This is a genomic window from Mesorhizobium sp. LNHC252B00 (assembly GCF_000502955.1).
Lineage (GTDB): Bacteria > Pseudomonadota > Alphaproteobacteria > Rhizobiales > Rhizobiaceae > Mesorhizobium.
This window is the reverse complement of sequence record NZ_AYWO01000003.1, coordinates 314,010-334,278: the sequence shown is the minus strand read 5'-3', so window position 1 is coordinate 334,278 and position 20,269 is coordinate 314,010. Positions and strand designations below refer to the sequence as shown.

Annotated in this window: 19 protein-coding genes; 10 read left to right on the top strand and 9 right to left on the bottom strand. The window is 61.9% G+C overall.

Annotation, left to right across the window (positions count from 1 at the left end; all coding sequences use genetic code 11):
• Window positions 1–71 precede the first annotated feature (71 nt).
• Entirely contained in the window at window positions 72–635 is a 564-nt protein-coding gene (locus tag X744_RS163685) for an XRE family transcriptional regulator (RefSeq protein ID WP_031259669.1), read from the bottom strand.
• A 204-nt stretch (window positions 636–839) separates the two neighbouring features.
• Between X744_RS163685 and X744_RS163690 the strand changes: the two genes are divergently transcribed.
• Window positions 840–1,544 carry a nitroreductase gene (locus tag X744_RS163690; protein WP_023757774.1) on the top strand — a complete coding sequence of 235 codons (705 nt, stop codon included), beginning with the start codon at window positions 840–842 and terminating at the stop codon, window positions 1,542–1,544.
• Window positions 1,545–1,655: 111 nt separating this feature from the next.
• Here X744_RS163690 and X744_RS163695 read toward each other — a convergent pair whose 3' ends face one another.
• The 5 genes from X744_RS163695 to X744_RS1000000173440 form a co-directional block, all read right to left on the bottom strand.
• Window positions 1,656–2,273, bottom strand: a complete 618-nt coding sequence (locus tag X744_RS163695) for a sarcosine oxidase subunit gamma (RefSeq protein WP_023757773.1) — start codon at window positions 2,271–2,273, stop codon at window positions 1,656–1,658.
• On the bottom strand, window positions 2,266–5,259 hold the full coding sequence (locus X744_RS163700; RefSeq protein ID WP_023757772.1) for a sarcosine oxidase subunit alpha: 2,994 nt from the start codon (window positions 5,257–5,259) through the stop codon (window positions 2,266–2,268). Before X744_RS163700 ends, X744_RS163695 begins: the two co-directional genes overlap by 8 nt.
• Window positions 5,256–5,552 (bottom strand): sarcosine oxidase subunit delta, encoded by a 297-nt coding sequence (locus tag X744_RS163705; protein ID WP_023757771.1) that lies wholly within the window; start codon window positions 5,550–5,552, stop codon window positions 5,256–5,258. Before X744_RS163705 ends, X744_RS163700 begins: the two co-directional genes overlap by 4 nt.
• 68 nt (window positions 5,553–5,620) lie before the next feature.
• Complete coding sequence (locus X744_RS163710; protein ID WP_023757770.1) at window positions 5,621–6,880, bottom strand: sarcosine oxidase subunit beta; 1,260 nt, start codon at window positions 6,878–6,880, stop codon at window positions 5,621–5,623.
• A gap of 14 nt (window positions 6,881–6,894) precedes the next feature.
• Entirely contained in the window at window positions 6,895–7,107 is a 213-nt protein-coding gene (locus X744_RS1000000173440) for a hypothetical protein (RefSeq protein WP_156938482.1), read from the bottom strand.
• Between X744_RS1000000173440 and X744_RS163715 the strand changes: the two genes are divergently transcribed.
• From X744_RS163715 to X744_RS163755, 9 genes are all read left to right on the top strand, one after another.
• Window positions 7,090–9,579 (top strand): mechanosensitive ion channel family protein, encoded by a 2,490-nt coding sequence (locus tag X744_RS163715; RefSeq protein WP_023757769.1) that lies wholly within the window; start codon window positions 7,090–7,092, stop codon window positions 9,577–9,579. The two genes, X744_RS1000000173440 and X744_RS163715, sit on opposite strands and share 18 nt — an antisense overlap.
• A 174-nt stretch (window positions 9,580–9,753) precedes the next feature.
• Window positions 9,754–10,017: a hypothetical protein gene (locus X744_RS163720; protein ID WP_023757768.1), complete on the top strand. Its 264-nt coding sequence runs from the start codon at window positions 9,754–9,756 to the stop codon at window positions 10,015–10,017.
• 293 nt (window positions 10,018–10,310) lie between these two features.
• On the top strand, window positions 10,311–12,872 hold the full coding sequence (locus tag X744_RS163725) for an FAD-dependent oxidoreductase (RefSeq protein WP_023757767.1): 2,562 nt from the start codon (window positions 10,311–10,313) through the stop codon (window positions 12,870–12,872).
• Between the two features lie 105 nt (window positions 12,873–12,977).
• Complete coding sequence (locus X744_RS163730) at window positions 12,978–13,799, top strand: site-2 protease family protein (RefSeq protein ID WP_198032178.1); 822 nt, start codon at window positions 12,978–12,980, stop codon at window positions 13,797–13,799.
• Window positions 13,800–13,906: 107 nt separating this feature from the next.
• The gene (locus X744_RS163735) at window positions 13,907–14,755 is read left to right on the top strand and encodes a DUF1194 domain-containing protein (RefSeq protein WP_023757765.1); all 849 of its coding nucleotides are present in this window, start codon (window positions 13,907–13,909) and stop codon (window positions 14,753–14,755) included.
• Window positions 14,756–15,098: 343 nt separating this feature from the next.
• Window positions 15,099–15,443, top strand: coding sequence for a peptidase inhibitor family I36 protein (locus X744_RS163740; RefSeq protein ID WP_023757764.1), 345 nt, complete (start codon window positions 15,099–15,101; stop codon window positions 15,441–15,443).
• Window positions 15,444–15,606: 163 nt separating this feature from the next.
• Window positions 15,607–16,557, top strand: coding sequence for an ABC transporter substrate-binding protein (locus X744_RS163745; RefSeq protein WP_023757763.1), 951 nt, complete (start codon window positions 15,607–15,609; stop codon window positions 16,555–16,557).
• A gap of 90 nt (window positions 16,558–16,647) precedes the next feature.
• Window positions 16,648–17,421 (top strand): ABC transporter permease, encoded by a 774-nt coding sequence (locus tag X744_RS163750; RefSeq protein ID WP_023757762.1) that lies wholly within the window; start codon window positions 16,648–16,650, stop codon window positions 17,419–17,421.
• Window positions 17,418–18,209 (top strand): ABC transporter ATP-binding protein, encoded by a 792-nt coding sequence (locus X744_RS163755; RefSeq protein ID WP_023757761.1) that lies wholly within the window; start codon window positions 17,418–17,420, stop codon window positions 18,207–18,209. Before X744_RS163750 ends, X744_RS163755 begins: the two co-directional genes overlap by 4 nt.
• 18 nt (window positions 18,210–18,227) lie before the next feature.
• On the opposite strand, the gene X744_RS163760 is transcribed toward X744_RS163755, so the two are convergent.
• The 3 genes from X744_RS163760 to X744_RS163765 all read right to left on the bottom strand — a co-directional run bounded on the left by X744_RS163760 (window position 18,228) and on the right by X744_RS163765 (window position 20,169).
• Window positions 18,228–19,244, bottom strand: a complete 1,017-nt coding sequence (locus tag X744_RS163760) for a GlxA family transcriptional regulator (protein ID WP_348626149.1) — start codon at window positions 19,242–19,244, stop codon at window positions 18,228–18,230.
• Between the two features lie 265 nt (window positions 19,245–19,509).
• The gene (locus tag X744_RS1000000175905) at window positions 19,510–19,644 is read right to left on the bottom strand and encodes a hypothetical protein (protein WP_013531161.1); all 135 of its coding nucleotides are present in this window, start codon (window positions 19,642–19,644) and stop codon (window positions 19,510–19,512) included.
• A 339-nt stretch (window positions 19,645–19,983) separates the two neighbouring features.
• A complete protein-coding gene (locus tag X744_RS163765) occupies window positions 19,984–20,169 on the bottom strand; it encodes a hypothetical protein (RefSeq protein ID WP_023757759.1) in 186 nt (61 codons plus the stop codon).
• Between the last annotated feature and the right edge of the window lie 100 nt (window positions 20,170–20,269).

Sequence of the window (20,269 nt, the reverse complement as noted above, 5' to 3'; positions counted from 1 at the left end):
CGCTTCTATTTTTGTTTTGATGCATGTCGTTCTCCCAAAACCGCTGCACACTTTTGGGCGACATGCATTCTTCAATAGACTGGTGGTGAAACCACCCAGATGACAATTGCCGGCTCGGAACCCGGATTGCGCCAACGGTAGGGCTTGCCTTCGAAGCGAAAGGAATCGCCCTCGCCAAGCCGATGCCAGACGCCGGCTATTTCGATGTCGAACAGTCCGGATGCGACGTACCCGGCTTCCTCGGTCGGCCGCTGTGCCTCGGCCTTCAGTTCGGCACCCGGCGCGAAGACCGAACGCACCATTTCGAAGCTACCGCCGAGATCGGGCGACAGAAGCTCCTCCACCAAGCCGGTTTCGCTTGTGCCAAGCGTGCGACGTCTGCCGGCGCGCACAACCACGCCGCGCTCGCTTTCGACAGGCACGTCATGGCTGAAGAACAGGCTGATCGGCACACCAAACAGTTCGGCGAAAGCTCTGAGGTCGCTGAGCGATGGCGTTGACAAGCCACGCTCCACCTGACTGACCCAACCGACCGAACGGCCAAGCTTCAGGCCGATCTCCGCCAGCGTCAGACCACGCAGTTTGCGCAAGGCCCTAATATCGCCGGCCAGCACGCGTTCGTCAGGTCCCTGCAATGTACTTGCTGTAGGCGAAGGCAAGGCGCTCACTTCATGAAAAAATCCGCATAAATTTCATGAGAAATCAAGCGCATGAAAAAATCAAGTGGATTTTCACGCTTGCTCAAGATTTGCTTGCACGATTTTGATGGTTCATGCAAAGGCTCGGGCACGAACGGCGAGTGGGGACGTCTGGTCGAGACGAGGGTTAAGGGACGGCCCATGCTGGAAAACAACACTCGAATCGCGAGCGAGGCCGAGATCGTCGACGAGGCGATTCTGTCGCGCCGCTCGGTGCGCGCTTTCCTGCCCGACATGGTCGACGACGATACGATCCGCGCCATTCTGGCAGTTGCAGCGCGGGCTCCGTCGGGCACCAACATGCAGCCGTGGAAGGTCTATGTCACCAAGGGCGAGACCAAGCAGCAGATTACCGACGCCATTCTCAATTCTGGCATTCGCGCCGAAAAAGCCGACTGGGACGAGTACCGCTACTATCCCACCCAGTTCTTCGAGCCGTACCTGACCCGGCGCCGCGCCAACGGCTTCGGCCTCTACGGCGCGCTCGGCATCGGCCGCCGCGAGGTCGACAAGATGCGCGCCCAGCACGACCGCAACTTCGTCTTCTTCGACGCGCCGGTCGGCATGATCTTCACCATCGACCGCCGGCTCAACCAAGGCTCATGGATCGACTACGGCATGTTCCTGCAGAACATCATGGTCGCGGCGCGCGGTAGGGGTTTGCACACTTGCCCACAGGCAGCGTTTGCACCCTACCATCGGCAGATAAGGCCGGTGCTCAACATTCCCGACGAGGAGATCGTCGTCTGCGGTATGGCGCTTGGCCATGAGGACCTATCCAAACCGGAAAACACCTTCCGCACCGACCGCGTGCCGCTGGAAGAGTGGGTGACGTTCAGCGAGTAAGCCGGTCCGGCTAGGAACCCAGGTGGTAGGTAGGCAAGCAGCGCACAGAGCGTGATGACGCCCTCAATCACGAACAGGAGGCGGAAGTCGTCGGCGAGAGGCCGGCCGCCTCTACTGCACCTCGTAGCCAACTTCCTCGCTTGCATGACAGAGCGCCTTCCAGAACGACCGGGCGAAGGAGCGGAAGACGTAGATGTCGAACTGGTCGGCGCCGGTGCGCTGGATCTGGGCGAAGACGTCGTGATGGGTGGTCGACCGGCCGGCGCCGACCGGGAAGGCCGGCAGCGAAAAGTCGATGGCGAAGAATTTCGCCAGCACCCATTCGGCCTTCGGCCCGGCGATGCGGATGGCGGTGCGGCCATGCGAGAGGTCGGTGACGGTACCGATGGCCGGGGTAACCACCTTGGCAAAGGCCGCGGCCAGCCCCTCGGCCTCGTCGGCAACGGTGAACTTTCCTGGCGCGAAGCCGAACACCGACTTCACGCCGTCGCTCACACCGCCGCCGGCGCCATCGGGCAGCGCAAGCCCAGTGACGGTGCGGATGGCTGCAATCAGCTTCTTCTCCTCGCCGGGCCAGGCGGCGAGCTGCACGATCGAGCCCGGCGTCGTTTCGGTCAGGATGATTTCGACGCCATGCTCGAAATTGCCGTGCGAGCCGACGTGAAATTCCGGCTCGAGTGGCGACAAGTGCTCTGGCGGCTTGCGCTCGGGTGATTGGCGCTCAACCATGCATGCGACTCCCATCCGGATCGAAGAAGTGGTTGGAGACGATCTCGACCGGTCCGAACCGCTTGCGCAAGGGATCGGAGACATGGGCGCGCGTGCCCTGCCTGGCCTTGCCGCCCTTGATCAGCGCAAGCGCGATATGCTTGCCGAGCGCCGGCGAATAGCAGCAGGCGGTGATGTGGCCGATGGAACCGTGCGGATTGGCCTCGTCCAGTTCTTCGACGATGTGCGCGCCGCCGTTGAGTGGCCGGTTGTCGAGCGAAATCAGGCCGACCAGTTCCAGGCGGTCAGCGGCGATCAGGCCTTCGCGGTCCATCATCGCCGAGCCGATGAACGGCTTCTTCTTCGACAGCATCCAGTCGAGATGCAAATCGCGCGCAGTGGTGCGGCCATCGATCTCGGCGCCGGTGACATGACCTTTCTCGATGCGCATCGTGCCGAGCGCCTCGAGCCCGTAGGTGACCAGCCCGAATGGCTTGCCGGCCTCGATCAAGGCTTCCCAGACATGGGTGCCGTAGCCGGCGCCGGAATAGACTTCGAAGGCCATTTCACCGGAGAAAGACAGCCGGCAAATCATCACCGGTACGCCTGATATCTCGCCACGAACGATGCCCATGAACGGCAAGGTAGCGTTGTCCACCGCTGTGCCAGTGACACATGTAGCAAGGATCTGCCTGGCCTTGGGCCCGCCGATCGCGGCGCCCGCCCATTCGTCGGTCACCGAGGTGACGTGGACTTTCAGGTCCGGCCAGATCACGTCGAGGAAATATTCGAGATGCTGCATCACCTTGCCAGCGTTGGCCGTGGTGGTGGTCATCAGGAAATCCTGCTCGCCGAGTCGCCAGGTGGTGCCGTCGTCGAAGGCGAGGCCGTCCTCGCGCAGCATCAGGCCGTAGCGGGCCTTGCCGACGGCGAGCGTCGAAAACATGTTGGTATAGACGCGGTCGAGGAACAGAGCGGCGTCGGGCCCTTGCACCGCAATCTTGCCCAGTGTCGAGACATCGACGATGCCGGCGCTCTCGCGCGTCGCCTTGGCTTCGCGGACATAGGCCTGCTCGACCGTCTCGCCGGCATGGCCATAGATCATCGGACGGTACCAGAGGCCGGCGGAATACATCGTTGCACCATTGGCTAGATGCCAGTCATGCATCGGCGTCAGCCGTTCGGGCTTCAGGTCGCCGAAGCGCTCGGCCGCCAGCGAACCAATGGAAACCGGCGCAAAGGGCGGCCGGAAACGCGTCGTGCCGACCTCTGGGATCGGCTTGCCCAGCGCTTCGGCCATGATGGCAAGGCCGGGCACGTTGGAGCTCTTGCCCTGGTCGGTCGCCATGCCGAGCGTGGTGTAGCGCTTTAGATGCTCGACCGAGACAAAGCCTTCGCGGTGCGCCAGCCGCACGTCCTCGGCGGTGACGTCGTGCTGGAAGTCGACAAAGCTCTTGCCCTTGGCCCTGATCTCGAACACCGGGGCAGGACGGGGGTCACAAGGCAAGGATTCGATAATCGGGTACGCCATCGGCGTGACTGTTGCGCCGACCGCCGAAAAACCCGCGTTGCGGCCGTCCAGTATTGCCTCGAGGGTCATGAAATGGCCGTTGAAGGCGCCGGCGCCGACCCATTTCTGCGTCGGCTTCGGCGGCAGGAAAGCTTGCAACGCCTCGTTCCATTCCGCTTTGGCGCCAGCCTGACTTGCGAGATGAATGGTCGGCGACCAGCCGCCTGACATCAGCAGGCAATCGGCATGGATGCTGCGCGCATCGCCGGTGAGCGTTCCGTTGGTCATGTCGAAGCGTTGCAACTTGAGACCGGACAGCGCCTTGCCACCTTCGGTGGCGATGACGGCGTGACCGGCGAAGATCTCGGCTTCGACTTCCGCGGCCAACTTGCGCATTTCTGGCGAAAGCTCCGGCCTGATATCGGCGATGGCGACGATCGCGGCGCCGGCCCTCTTCAAGGCGACAGCCGCGCCATAGGCGCTGTCATTGTTGGTGAACAGCGCGATCCGCTCCCCCGGCAGCACGCCGAACTCGTTGGCATAGCGCTCGGCGGCATGCGCCAGCATCACGCCTGGCCGGTCATTGCCGGGGAACACCAGCGGCCGTTCGAAAGCGCCGGTGGCCAGCACCACGGATTTGGCGCGGATCGCCCAGTAGCGATGGCGCGGCTCGCCTTTGCCTGGCTGCTCCTTGTGATCGTTGACCCGTTCGAGCGCGGCGAGCGTGTTGTTATCGTAGTAGCCCCACACCGTGGTGCGCGGCAAAAGCCGGACATTGTCGCGGCCTTCGAGCTGGGCGACGATGCGGCGAGCCCAATCGGCGGCCGATGCGCCATCGATGGTCTCGTCGGACCAGTTGGCCGAGCCGCCGAAACGCGGTTCGAGATCGGCCAGCATGACGCGGACGCCCAGATCGGCGGCGGTCTTGGCTGCCATCAGGCCGGCCGGGCCGGAGCCGACCACCAGCACATCGCAAAATGCGTTCATGCGCTCGTAGCGGGCCGGGTCCTTGGCCGATCCGGCGCTGCCGAGCCCGGCGGCACGACGGATGAAATGCTCGCAAAACATCCAGAAGCGCGTGCCCTTCAGCGGACCGAACACCGGTCCCATGAACGTCTTGTAGTAGAAGCCGGCCGACAGGATCTTGCCGCCGAGCTGGTTGACGGCGTTGATGTCCCAGGTAAGCGAGGGAAAGCGGTTCTGGCTGATGGCAACCAGCCCGTCATGGATCTCGACCATGGTCGCCGGAATATTAGGCTCGCGAACCTCGCCCCTCAGCACTGTCACCAGGGCGTTGGGCTCCTCGATGCCTGCGGTGACCAGGCCGCGCGGGCGGTGGTATTTGAACGAGCGACCGAAGAGGGTGATGCCCTTGGCCAGCAGGGCCGACGCCAGCGTGTCGCCGGCATGGCCGGTGTAGGTCGCGCCGTCGAAGGTGAAGCGGATCGTTTTCAGCCGGTCGATGCGGCCGCCGGTGTCGGTGCGGCGCGGGCTCATGCCTTGTCCTCCGCCTTGCGGCGCGCGGCCGAGCCATGATCGCCGCGCACAAAGGCGACGCTGGAAATCTCATGCGTCAGCGTGTTGCGCACGACCCTCAGATGCGCGCGGCAACCACCGGAATGCTGCCAGATCTCGTTGTGTTCGCCGGCCGGGTTCAGGCGGTCGTAGACATAGGCGTTCCACGCCTCGAAATTCTGCGAGGCAGGGTCGGGACGCTGACGGTTGCCGTCACCTTGATAGGTAAACTCGATGACGTCGCGCGGGCCGCAATAGGGGCAGGTGATCAGCATCGAATTTTATCTTCTTGGTTGACCATGAGCTTATCGGAAAACCGTTCTCCACTTTTCCGCATCATGGTTTAATGCAGCCGCGGGTTTGCACCCTGGCCCTTGTCGTCGATCATCAGGCCGCGATGGAAGCGGTCAAGCGTGAAGGGGGCGTTGAGGTCGTGCGGCTGATCCTTGGCGATGGTCCAGGCGAAGCACCAGCCGGAAGCCGGCGTCGCCTTGAAGCCGCCATAGCACCAGCCGCAGTTGAGATACATGCCGGGCAGGGGGCCGGTGGTGATGATCGGCGAGCCATCCATCGACATGTCGCAGACGCCGCCCCAGGAGCGCAGCATGCGCACGCGGGCAAGGCCCGGAAACAGCGCCAGCATCTCGCTCATCACCTCATCGACGATAGGCAAATTGCCGCGCTGGGCGTAACTGTTGTAGCCGTCGATGTCGCCGCCATAGATGAGGCCGCCCTTGTCCGACTGCGACATGTAGAAATGGCCCATGCCAAACGTGACGACGGTGTCGATGAAGGGCTTCAGCGATTCCGTCACGAAGGCCTGCAGCACATGGCTTTCGATCGGCATCGTCTCGATGCCGGCCAGCTGCATGACGCGTCCAGTGCTGCCGGCCACCGCGACAGCCACCTTCTTGGCGCGGATGTCGCCGCGCGACGTCGTGACGCCCGTGATGCTGTCGCCATCGCGAAGGAAGCCGGTGACCTCGCAATTCTCGATGATATCGACGCCACGGCGGTCGGCGCCACGCGCATAGCCCCAAGCCACCGCATCGTGGCGAGCAGTGCCGGCGCGCCGCTGCATCAAGCCGCCGACCACCGGAAAGCGTGCGTCGCCGGAAACGTCGAGCGCCGGGATCAGGCGCTTGATCTGCGCCGGTGTCATCAGCTCGGCGTCGACGCCGAGATGGCGCATGGCGTTGCCGCGCCTTGCATAGTCGTCGAACTGGGCCGGCGTGTGCGCCAGGTTCAGGCAGCCGCGCTGCGAAAACATGACGTTGTAGTTGAGCTCGTGCGAAAGGTTCTCCCACAACTTCATCGAGTGTTCGTAGAAGCGCGTGTTGGCCGGCAGCAGGTAGTTCGAGCGCACGGCTGTCGTGTTGCGGCCGACATTGCCGGAGCCGAGCCAGCCTTTCTCCAGCACGGCGACATTGGTGATGCCGTGCTCCTTGGCGAGATAATAAGCGGTCGCCAGCCCGTGGCCACCGCCGCCGATGATGACGACATCATAGGACGCTTTCGGGTCCGGCTTCCGCCAGGCCGGCTTCCAGTCCTTGTTTCCCTTGAGCGCGTTCGCGAGCAGCGAAAAGGCCGAGTACTCTGCCATCATGGTCATCCGGTTCAGGCGATGCGGCAGACTATAGAGCAGGCCGCATCGGCAAAGCCAATATTGCGCCATTGCCTTTCGACTGGCCGACGCACTGTGTGATCGGACGGGCCAGTGATGGTTGCGACGGCTTGCCCCATGATATGGCCGTCTCTATCAAGGACAGGCAATTTCAAATTGCCTTTGCCGCACGAGTCGCCATCAAAATCATGATTTTCCGATTGCATCGCCTCATTTTGATCCTCGCGCTCGTTTTCTCGGCGCTGCACCCGTTCGACGCTACTGCGCAGGCGCTCGGCCAGGGCGCCGCCGGACTGATCACCGATCAGCAGAAAGTCATTCAGGGCCTGACGGCCAAGACTGACGACCTCGAGAAGAAGATACAGCAGGACGGTGAGGACGATGCCTCGCTGGTGGATATACGTCTGCAACTGGAGGGTCTGTCGCGGGCGGCCCTCACCGGTGCGCTGGCGTTCCGTTCGCGCCTCAACGATATCAACAATCGGATCGAGACACTGGGTCCGCCGCCGGCGGCAGGCCAGCCGCAGGAGCCCGACATAGTGACCGGCGAACGCCAGGCGCTGGCGTCGGAGAAGGCCGAGATCAATGCGGTCGTCGCCAGCGCGCAGAACCTGTCGATCCGCATCAGCGGGCTGATCGACAGGATCGGCAGCATGCGCAGCGAGCTGTTCCGCAATCTTTTGACCAAGCGCTACGTGCTATCCGATGCACTGAGCCCGCAGGTCTTCTCCGACGCCAGGGACGAATTCGACAATTTCTACAAGGCGGTATCGTCCTGGCTGAGCTTCGCCTTCAAGTTCAAGTTCCAGGCCGTCCTTGCCGCGACCTTCGTGGCGCTCGGGCTGGCCCTGGTGCTGCTGGTCGGCGGCAGGCGCCTGTTCGGGCGGGTGTTCGAGGCTGACCCCACCAACGAAGATCCATCCTATCTCAGCCGTCTTTCGGTGGCCTTCTGGTCGACCTTGCTGCCGACGATGGCGGTCGGTGTATTCCTGGCCTCCACGGTATTCTTTTTCAACTATTACAATGTGCTGCGCGGCGATATCGGCCTCTTCCTGAATGCGCTCGCGGCGGTTATCGGAGTGGTGTTCTGCGTCAACAGGCTGACCAACGCGGCGCTTGAGCCGCGGCTGCCGAACTGGCGGCTTATCCCCGTCGAAACCGGCCCGGCGCGCTGGCTGGCGCGGCTGACGACCGCCATGGCGGTGGTCATCGGCGTCAACTATTTCCTGTCAGTGGTCAACGACAAGATGGGCTCGCCGCTGTCGCTGATCATCGCCCGCAGTTTCGGTGCCACCATCATCGTCGGCGTTATCCTGATCCTGATGGCGATGCTGAGGCCGTTCAAGGCGCATGACGGAAGCTGGCGGCCGTGGCCGGCATGGCTCCGCTATACATCGCTTGCGCTTGGTCTTTTCACTATCGTTGCCGCGCTGCTCGGCTATATCGGACTTGCCTTGTTCGTCTCTCAACAGGTGGTTGTTACCGGCACCGCGCTGGTCACAGCCTATATCGGCTTCCTGTCGGCACGCGCGATCGGCGAGGAGGGCGCTTTCACCAACACGTCCGTCGGGCGCTGGCTGTCAGCCAATTCAAGTTACGAGGATACCGCGCTCGACCAGCTGGGCCTCGTCGTCAGCGTCGCCATCAATGTGATGATCGTGCTGGTATTTCTGCCGCTGATCCTGCTGATGTGGGGCTTCCAGCCCGGCGATATCGAGGCCTGGGCCTACAAACTGGCAACCGGGATCAATATCGGTTCGGTGACGATTTCGGTCACCGGGATTCTTTCGGGCATCGTCGTCTTCATCATCGGTTATTTCCTGACGCGCTGGTTCCAGGGCTGGCTCGACGGTTCGGTGATGGCGCGCGGCAAGGTCGATACCGGAGTGCGCAATTCGATCCGGCTGGCGGTCGGCTACGCCGGTGTTGCGCTGGCGGCGCTCGTCGGCATATCGGCGGCGGGCATCGACCTCTCCAGTCTGGCGCTGGTTGCCGGCGCTCTTTCCCTCGGTATCGGTTTTGGTCTGCAGAACGTTGTGTCCAATTTCGTTTCCGGCCTGATCCTTCTGGCGGAACGGCCGTTCAAGGTCGGCGACTGGATCGTCGCCGGCGATGTCAGCGGCACCGTCAAGAAGATCAGCGTGCGCGCCACCGAGATCGAAACTTTCCAGCGGCAATCGGTCATCCTGCCCAATTCAAACCTGATCAACAATGCCGTCGGCAATTGGACGCATCGAAACAAGCTCGGCCGTATCGATATCAAGGTCGGCGTTGCCTATGGCAGCGACGTCAAGCAGGTACATGCCGTCCTGCTGGACATCGCCCGCAGCCATCCCTTGGTGCTGAAAAACCCCGAACCCTTCGTGCTGTTTTCCAACTTCGGGCCTGCCGCACTCGAATTCGACATCCGCGTGTTCCTGGCCGATGTGATGAACGGCAACATCGCGCAGAACGACATCCGATTTGCCGTGCTTGAGAAATTCAGCGGCGAGCACATCGAAATTCCATCGACCCCGCGCGCCGTCGTCGATGTCCACAAACCCAAGGCCTGGCCGACCGATGATGACAAGATCGAGGCCGACTTCGCCGAACAGGAGCAGGCCAAGATGGAGGCTGCCGCCGAAGCAAGACGGGCCGCCAAGACGGGACGCAAGGTGCGCAAGCCAGATCCCGACTAAGGTTGTGCCGATTTCAGCCAGCCCGCCAATTGACGCGCTCGGACGGCAAAGCCAATTACGGCATGAATGCGGCATTCAGTTGCGGTTCAGCTTCCATCTCATATAAGCTCCCATGCAAAGGCGAAAGTGCCTTGCGAAATGCAACAGAGGCGGTGGGAACACCGATATTGCACCATGTGGAAGTCTCTCGTCGCTGCCGTCGCTTTGCTCGCCGTGAGCGGCTCGACCCATGCCGCAAGCGCGGTCAACAAGGACGCCGAGACCCGCACGCTGATCGTGACCGAGGGTGGCAGCAAAAGCGACCTGGCGCTGGCCGCTGGCGAAACCGTCGAGTTCTGCCCGAATGGCTGTTTCGTCACCTTGCCCAACGGCGACCTCGAAGCCCTGACCGGCTCGGAAACGGTCGAAATCTCGGGTGGCGTCGCCCGCATCAAGTAATCTTGGCGGCATGATTGGAAAGGCCGGGCATTTGCTCGGCCTTTTGCCGTTCCGGTATCGAGTGTTTAACAATGACGCCGGAAATAGCGCCACGGCAGCCACAACCAAACGCAACCGGCCTGCCAGCGGTGCCTGAGTTAACCCCGCTTCGGAAGGCGACCCGCTCAAGTCCCCAATGTGAAGCATTTCACCCTGTGGTCGCTCGGCTTTTTGCCAATGTCGCAAACAGGCTTCATCAGCGCCACCGCTCCGCCCTATAGTCCGCCCGCTTTATCACTTTGGAGTCGCGGGCAATGGCAGAGTTTCCGAAAAAGGCGAAGGTCGTCATCGTCGGTATGGGCGGTATTGTCGGCGCATCGATCGCCCATCATCTGATCGAGCGGGGCTGGGACGATATTGTCGGCATCGACAAGTCAGGCATCCCGACCGATATCGGCTCGACCGCGCACGCCTCCGACTTCTGCTACACCACCAGCCACGATTTCCTGTCGTGCTGGACGACGCTCTACTCCATCGATTTCTACGAAAAGATGGGCCACTACGCGCGCATCGGCGGGCTCGAGGTCGCACGTGTCGGCGACGACAGCCGCATGGAAGAAATCAAGCGCAAGATCGCTTCGGCCAAGGCGTTTGGCACGCGCGCCCGGCTGATCGAACCGGCTGAGATCAAGGAAAAATTTCCGCTTATCGAAGAAGCGATGGTGCAGGGCGGCCTGTGGGACCCGGACGCCGGTCTCGTCATTCCGCGCTCGCAGACCGTCGCCGGCAAGCTGGTCGACCAGGCTGAAGCGTCGGGCAAGCTGAAATCCTTCGCCAACACGCCGGCCCGATCGCTTGTCGTCAAGGACGGGCGCATATCAGGCGTGGTGACCGATCGCGGCACCATCGAGGCAGACTATGTCGTTGTCTGCGCCGGCATCTGGGGCCGGCTCATCGCCGAAATGGTGGGCGAGGACCTGCCGGTCATGCCGATCGACCATCCGCTGACTTTCTTCGGCCCGTACAACGAGTTCGCCGGCACCGGCAAGGAGATCGGCTGGCCGCTGCTGCGCGACCAGGGCAACTCGGCCTATATGCGCGACACAGGCGACCCCAGGACCGCCGAGGGCGGGCAGATCGAATGGGGTTATTACGAAGAGACCAACCCGCGCCTTTGCCATCCGCGCGACCTGCTAGAGAAGGACCAGGCGCGGCTTTCGCCGTCGCAGCGCGATCTCGACATGGAACAGATACTGGCCCCGCTCGAACGCGCCATGGAGCTGACGCCGATCCTCGGCGAACTCGGCTATAACGAAAGCCATTCCTTCAACGGTCTCTTGCAGGTGACCGCGGATGGCGGCCCGTCGATGGGCGAAAGCCAGAAGGTGCGGGGCCTTTGGTATGCCGTCGCCATCTGGGTCAAGGACGGCCCCGGCATGGGCAAGCTCATCGCCGATTGGATGACCGACGGCCGCACCGCGATCGATCACCACGCCATCGACTATGCGCGCTTCTATCCGCACCAGACAAAGGAGCAGTTCATCTGGGATCGCTGCACCGAGACGGCGATGAAGGTCTACAATCCGGCGGTGCATCCGCGCGAGCCTTTCTCCAAGGCCCGCAACATCAGACGTTCGCCGTTCTGGGAGCGCGAGAAGGAACTCGGCGGCTATTTCATGGAGCTGGGCGGCTGGGAGCGCGCGCATGGTTATGCCGCCAACGAGCATCTGCTGGAAAAATACGGCAACCGGGTGCCGGTGCGCGAGAACGAGTGGGACAACCGCCATTTCTGGCGCGTCTCCAATGCCGAACACCTCGCCATGAGCGAGGATGTCGGCATCGTCAACCTGTCGCACTTCGCCATGTATGACATCGAAGGTTCCGACCATGTCGCGTTGCTGGAATGGCTTTGCGCGGCCAAGATCGGTGGCGACAACAACATCGGCAAGGGCATCTATACCCACTTCCTCGACGAGGAAGGCATGGTGCGCGCCGACTTCACCGTCATCCGCATGGCCGACCGCTGCCGTTTGATCGACGGCGCCGACGCCGGCCCGCGCGACTTCCAGTACATGCGCCGCACCGCACAGGACAAAGGCTTTAACGTCACCATCACCGATGTGACCGAGAAATTCGTTACCATCGGCATCTGGGGGCCGAACGCCCGGGCGACCCTGCAGAAAGTTGTCGAGAATCCGGACGGGCTTTCGCATGAGAATTTCCCGTTCGCGGCGATCAAGCCGGTCAGCATCGGTGGCAAGGATGTCACGGCTTTCCGCATCTCTTATGTCGGCGAGCAGGGCTGGGAACTGCATATGCGCTACGAGGATGGCTTGGCCGTCTGGGATGCGTTGCGCTCGACCGGCGTGATGCCGTTCGGCGTCGAGACCTATGCCAATACGCGCCGCATGGAGAAGAGCCTGCGCCTGCAGAACGCCGACCTTTTGACCGAGTACAATCTGCTCGAAGCGGACCTCGCTCGTCCGAAGGTCAAGGAGAACGATTTTTGCGGCAAGGCCAAGCATGTCGAATACCGCGCCCGCGAGCACCAGCCGGCCATGCTGTGCACGCTGGTGATGACCGAAAACGTCGATTCCAAAGGCGTTGCCCGTTATCCCGTCGGCACAATGCCGGTGATGGATCCGAAGACCGGCGAAACGCTGGTCGATGAGCTCGGCCGGCGGTCCTTCACCACCTCGATGGCCTATGGCCCGACCATCGGCAAGAATATCGGTCTCGCCTATCTGCCGTGGGCCTACGCCCAGGAAGGCCGCAAGCTCACCGTCGAGTATTTCGGCGAAACCTATCCGGTCGAAGTGGCCGCCGTCGGCTACAAGCCGCTCTACGACCCTGAGAACCTCAAGCCGCGCAGCTGATTGCCCGTGCAGAACGACATGATTGCAAAGCCCGGCTTCGGCCGGGTTTTTGTCTTTTTAACCGGGTGATTCTCGCTTACCGTCACGCCGGGCGGAGAAATGCACTTGCAACGGTTCGGCTGGGACAGGAAGAACGATGTGTTTGTGTTCAGGACGAGCTGGAATATTCCCGTTCGTATCAGCTGGACTTTTGCTGTTCCAATCATCCTGCCTTTTCTGCGTGAATGGTTGACGCGGCCCGCCGACGCCTTGATCCATACAGCCGTTTTTGCCGTGCTTTTCTTCGTGTCGGTGTTTTTGCATGAACTGGCGCATGCATGGGCCGCTCGCCGGCAAGGCATAGGCACCGAGAGGATAGAGCTCTATCTCTTTGGCGGGATAGCTTATTTCAAGCGGGGCGTAGCTTCGTCGCGGGGATGGGCATGGATCGCCTTTGCAGGCCCATTGGCGAACATCGTTTTGGCGGCAGGTTTCGTTGCTTCCTACTGCCTCATGGTGGCGCCGTTCCTGCCCGTTGAATCAGATAGTTTCTTCAATTCGCCGCCTCCAAGGCCGACCAGTCTTGTGGAGTGGACGCTTTGGCTTGGCGCTTTGCTGAATGGGGTGCTCTTTGTCGTCAACATCCTCCCGGCCTATCCCCTAGATGGCGGCACGATCGCACGGCATCTGCTTACAAGCCGCTTCGGACCCGGTAGGGCCGTGCGAATCGTTGGTTTCTGTGGCCTCGTCCTCTCGATCTTGCGTTTTGCCGTGATCCTCTCTGCTGCCGTCGCAGGCGTTCTGCTATGGCTTCCACCGTCGTTCAGGCCGAACTGGCGAGCGTTTCGCGGCACGGGCCGGAAAACCCCCAGTCCGCCGGGCTCAGCGGTCGAGGTTACCGATGAAGTGGAATGGCGCGGCAGAGGCGGATGGCCGATCAACAAGTGATCCCGGTCGAGCGCAGCCATCCTCTGGTCCTTTGAAGGGTAGATCCCCGAAGCCGCGCTCCCTGCTTTTTTCTTTGCCGCACAGCGATTCTCGCTTACCCTTGCGGCATGTCTGCTTACTCTTGCGCAAGACATTTCCTTTCAGGCTGCGCCGCGTTCGCGCTGACGCTCTGGCTGACGCCGGTGTCCCTCGCGGATGAGCCGGTCGATGTGGAATTGGTGCTGGCTGTCGATGTTTCGCTGTCCATGTCGCCCGACGAACTCGAGATCCAGCGTCACGGCTATGCAGCGGCGCTGACGCACGACAATGTGCTGCAGGCCATTGCCGATGGCGCCCACGGCAAAATCGCCGTCACCTATGTCGAGTGGGCCGGCACCAGCTGGCAGCGCGTCATCGTGCCGTGGACGGTGATTGCCAGCCGCACCGATGCGGAGCGAGTGGTTGCGCAATTGTCCGCCCAGCCTCCCAACAGTGCGCGACGAACCTCGATCTCCGGCGCGCTCGAATTCGGCAACGACCTGTTCGCCGAAAGCGGCTACCAGGGGACGAAGCGGGTCATCGATATTTCGGGCGACGGCCCCAACAACCAGGGCGCGCCTGTCAACCTCACTCGGGACGAGCTGATCAAGCAAGGCATCGTCATCAACGGCCTGCCGCTGATGACCCGAGGCGGTTTTTCCGGCGCCTACGACGTCAACAATCTCGATCGCTACTACAGCGACTGCGTCATCGGCGGCCCCGGGGCCTTCATGATCCCGGTCAACGACTGGACGCAGTTTCCCGAAGCCATCCGCCGCAAACTGGTGCTGGAACTCGCCGGCCCGGCCTCGCCGCAATGGGCGGTGGAAGAAGCCGCGCATCCGCCGGTGGTGTTGGCGCAGGACAGTCCCGCCACAGACTGCCTGGTCGGCGAGAAAATGTGGCGCAACCGCAGCTGGATGTTCGACAGCCGCTAGGCGGCAGGGCAACGAACTCGGGTTAACGGGTTCCTTCGGAGCCTTCGCCGGCGCGTTGGCTGACTGAGCATCAAACGAAAAACCCGCCTGTGCGGCGGGTCACTGGCGCAAATCAGCACCATGGACGAATATGTACCATAGCTGAGGGCACGGAGTCAAGAAAAAATTCCTATCCTGAAAAGCTGCCGGCACAAAAGCTGCCGACACCGCCGAACTGGCTGCCGTAAGGTCCTTTGTTAAGCTGAGTTCGGTGCCCTACGCTATGCGGCCGAAGCATTGGCAAAATGGCCGGACCGCGCTATCCAGCCGGAGGGGGCCGCGGTCGAAACGGAGGAAACATCAGATGAAACGTCTAGCCATCCTGACTGCTGTCGCGTCCGTGCTTTTTGCAGACGGCGCGAGCGCCCAATACAATGACGAGCCCGCCTGCATGATGTTCGAGCACGCGAATTTTCGCGGACGGTCCATCGGTATGGGCCCCGACGATTCCGTGAACTTTCGCGGCGGTCAGTTCTGGAACGACCGTGTCTCGTCGGTGATCGTTCGCCGCGGCTGCACGCTAGTTGCCTACGAGGACTCGCGCATGGGGGGCCGCTCGATCGAGATACGGCGCAGGATCCGCGATTTTGGTGGCAGCGACTGGAACGACCGCATCTCCTCGGCGGAGTGCTACTGCAACGACTACTGAAGGCCATGCTGGGTTTCTGGCCGCCCGCACCTGTTCGGGGACGGGCTGCCGATCGAGCTGCCTTCGCCACCGGGCCTGCCCGGTGCCTCACCAAGCTGTTCATTGACAAGCCGACTAGCGTCTGTGAGACAATTTCCTCAGCGAAAACAAAAGGGGAACTGACATGACTAGGATCGCCGCTCTTGCCGCAACATTGACAGTTGCCGCCGGTCTGTCCGCACCGGCGATGGCCGCTACCTCGGTTACCATCGGCATCAGCGGCTGGACCGGCTTCGCGCCGCTGACGCTTGCCAAGCAAGCGGGCATTTTTGAGAAGCACGGTCTGGATGTGACCTTGAAGAAAGTGCCGCAGGCGAGCAGGCCGCTTGCCATCGCCAGCGGCGACCTGCAATGCGCCGCTACCACGGTCGAGACCTGGCTGGTGTGGAACGCCAGCGGGGTTACTACCAAGCAGATATTCCAGCTCGACAAATCCTATGGCGCCGATGGCATCGTTGCCCGCAACGACATCAAGACCGTCGCCGACCTCAAGGGCAAGACCGTCGCATCCTCGGCCCCGGGCACGTCACCCTATTTCATGCTTGCCTGGGTGCTGAACAAGAACGGCATGTCGACCAAGGATGTGACCGTCGTCAACCTGGAGCCGGACGCGGCGGCGCAAGCCTTCCTCGCCGGGCAGAACGATGCGGCGGTGACCTATGAGCCGTTCATTTCGGCGGTGCGCGACAAGTCCGACCAGGGCCACATCCTGGCAACCACGCTCGACTACCCGATGGTGCTCGACACGGTTGGCTGTACGCCCGAATTCCTCAAGGCCAATCCGGATGCGGCCAAGGCGCTCGCCGATAGCTATTTCGACGCGCTCGACCTGATCAAGAAAGATCCGCAGAAATCCTACGAGACCATGGGCGCCGATGTGAAGCAGTCGGCCAAGGAGTTCGAGGATTCGGCGAAATACCTGAAATGGGCCGACAGGGCGGAGAACAAGCAGTTCTTCACCAAGGAATTCCAGGATTTTTCCAAGACCGCCGGCGAACTGCTGCTGCAGATGGGGCTGATCAAGGAAGCGCCCGACGTCACCACACTGGCCGACACCAGCGCGTTGTCGAAGTGACGGTGCTGCCTTTGACCGCAATGCGGCGGCGCTTGGCGCCGCCGCCTTCTCCTGGACAAGTGACGATTTGACGATGGGGACGATTTGACGATGCGCCCCTTGCATCCGGTCTCGCCGGGCACCCGAACCGTGCTCGGCATTTCCTTCTTCGTGCTGTTCGTGGTCTTCTGGGCGTGGATCACGCTTGGCGGCCACGTCAACCGCATCTTCCTTGCCGATCCGCTATCGATGCTGCGGGATGGCTGGCGGCTGCTGGTCGAGGATCGTTTCTGGCTCGACATACTGATCACGATCTGGCGGGTTTTCGGCGGCTTCCTGCTAGCGTCGGTTGTCGCGGTGCCGCTCGGCATCGCGATGGGCGCCTGGAAGCCGGTGGAAGCGTTTTTGGAGCCGTTCGTCTCCTTCGCACGCTACTTGCCGGCCTCGGCCTTCATTCCGCTGCTTATCCTGTGGGCCGGCATTGGCGAGCTGGAAAAATTGCTCGTCATCTTCGTCGGCTCGGTGTTCCAGATCGTCCTGATCATCGCGGTCAAGGTCGGCAGCACGAGACGCGACCTCGTCGAGGCGGCCTATACGCTCGGATCCACCAACGACGGCATCGTCAGACGGGTGATCATGCCGGCCAATGCGCCCGAGATCGCCGAGACCTTGCGCCTGGTGCTCGGTTGGGCCTGGACCTATGTCATCGTCGCCGAGCTTATCGGCTCGTCCTCCGGCATCGGCTACATGATCATCAACAGCCAGTCGCGGCTGGCAACGGGGCAGATCATCTTCGGCATCATCGTCATCGGGCTGATCGGGCTGTTGTCCGACTTCGCCTTCAAGGCATTCAACCGCTGGCTCTTTCCGTGGAGCCTGGCGTGAGCAAGCTTCTCATCGAAGGGGTCTCGCGCACTTTTGCTGGCGTGAGCGGCGGAGAGCCGGTCAAGGCATTGATGCCGATCGACGTGGCGGTCGCCGCCAACGACTTCATCACCATCCTCGGGCCATCCGGATGCGGGAAGTCGACATTGCTGCGGATCGTCGCCGGGCTCGAAGCACCGAGCGAGGGCCGCGTGCTGCTCGACGGCAAGGTGGTGACCCGGCCCGGGCCGGATCGCGGCATGGTCTTCCAATCCTACACGCTGTTTCCCTGGCTGACGGTTGCCGAAAACATCGCCTTCGGCCTGCGCGAACGCGGCATGCCTGAGAGGGAGCGGGACGGGATCGTCGCCTCCTATGTCGACCTTGTCGGCCTGAAGGGGTTCGAGAACCATTGGCCGAAGCAGCTCTCCGGCGGCATGCAGCAGCGCACGGCGATTGCACGGGCGCTGGCCAACGATCCCGAAATCCTCTTGCTGGATGAGCCGTTCGGCGCGCTCGACAACCAGACCCGCGGGCTGATGCAGGAGCTGCTGCTCGGCATCTGGGAACGCCGCAAGAAGACGGTGCTGTTCGTCACTCACGACATCGAGGAGGCGATCTTCATGGCCTCGCGGGTGATCGTGATGACGGCGCGGCCTGGCCGCATCAAGTCGGATGTCGCCATCGACCTGCCGCATCCGCGCCATTACACGCTGAAGACCAGCCTGGAATTCTCGGCGCTGAAGGCACGGCTGACGGAAGACATCCGTGTGGAGGCGATGCAGACAGCGCAGGCTCAGCCGGCGTAGCTCCCCAGATCTATCCGATCAGGCCGCCAGCAACTGCTTGCGGTCGACGCGCTCCTGCTGCGGCGAGCGGGCGTAGAGTTCGCGGTAGCATTTGGAGAAATGCGAGGCCGAGACGAAGCCGCAGGCGACCGCCACCTCGACCACCGGCATCGACGACTGGATCAACAGGTGTCGAGCGCGGTCGAGCCGGATTTCGAGATAATAGCGGGCGGGGGATCGGCCCATCTCGGTGCGGAACAGCCGTTCGATCTGTCGGCGCGACAGGTCGACATGGTCGGCGATCTCTATCAGCGACAGCGGCTCGGAAAGATTACCCTCCATCAGTTCGATGATGGTCAGCACTTTCGAGTTCTGGACGCCGAGGCGGGCGCGCAGCGGCAGACGCTGGCGGTCGGTAGGGCTGCGCACGCGATCGGTCAGCACCTGCTCGCAGACGCGGTTGACGAGGTTCTCGTCAAAGTCGTCGCCGATAAGTTTCAGCATCATGTCGAGCGCCGCGGTGCCGCCGGCGCAGGTGTAGACGTTCTGGTCGATTTCGAACAGGTCGGCAAAGACATTGGCCTTCGGGAACGCCTCGGAAAAGCCCGGCAGGTTCTCCCAATGGATGGCGCAGCGCTTGTTGGACAACAGGCCGGCTGCCGCGAGGATATGCGCGCCGGTGCACAGACCGCCGACGGCGACGCCGCGATTGTACTCCTCGCGTAGCCAGGCAAAGGCTGACTTGTTCTGATAGCGCTCGACATCGATGCCGCTGCAGACGATGGCCATGTTCGGCCGGTCGGGGCCCGCCATCTTCCTGCGCTCTTCCTCCAGCGAGGTGTTGACAGCGCATTCGACCCCGTTCGAGGCACGCACCGGCTTGCCATCAATGCTGGCCAGGCGCCAGCGGTAGGCTTCGTAGCCGAGCATGCGATTGGCGGAGCGTAGGGGATCGAGCGCGGTCGCAAAAGCGATCATGGTGAAATCGGGAACAAGGAAGAATACAAACGATCGCTTGATCGGATGCTTTACGGCGTTCAAGTGAACCTCACTCATCCATGGCGCGAACAGGATGTCGCGAATAGCATAGCGACATCAGGAAAAACCATGTCTGTCAATTGGCTACGTCGCCCGGAAAAGATTAAATTTGCGACATGGGTCGCAAATGGGCAATCTGCGTGCAGCGAGCCCCGGAAGTGGCACCCGCTGTTCAAAGGACAGGCAGCGTGCGTCCACCGGCAGAACAAAAACGCCGCTCTGGCTGGAGCCAGGCGGCGTTACAGTTCTAAAGCAGCGGCAGGGATGCGCTGCCTCTTAATCTTCAGGCGACGAAGCCCAGGCGCGCCGCATTCATGGCGCCGGTCTGGCCGGGCATGGTGTTGGCGAGGCGCTGGCGCTCGAGAGCGGTGGTCAGGTTCATTTCGCGGCGGGCGAAGAGGCGTGCAAAAAGCTTCATAATCATCTCCATTTGTTGCTCAGACGGGTCGCCTTCGCTTGATGGAGTGGGGCAGCTCGTTTGCTGGCGGTGATATAGGCTCGTGTAAGCAGAAACTAAATCGCAAAAGCGAAGCACTTGATATGAAAAGCGACATCCAATGCGACAAATTTGGGCAAGATGCCCGAAATTTATCATTGTTTACAACGAATTAATTGGAAACAGGAGCTGCTATGCGGCTTTCTCATATGCGTCATGCGCGAACCACATGGCTCCGAAACTCATTTGAATACAAATAAAATAGGGAAGGCCTGCCGGGCTGGTTCGCGCGGCAGGCCTTCAGCAAATGCTACACACGATCTACTTTGCTCCAGCCCAGGATCCGGCGCCATGGCGTGCATTGGTCTTGGCGTCGGAGGCTTCAGGCCAGCCGATATCCTTCTGCAGTTCGATCGGCAGGGAGCGGATAGCGCGTTCGGTCTGGTAGCGGGCGCGGGCCGCGCTGAATTCGGCCGCGATACGACCGATGGACGACAGAATAGACATTATGTTCTCCTTTGGCATCTGGCGCAGCCAGACTGCGCGTTGGCAAATCGGGTTCGTTTCAACTTCATTCGCGTCGAAGGTCCTGGTTCGCAGGTCATTT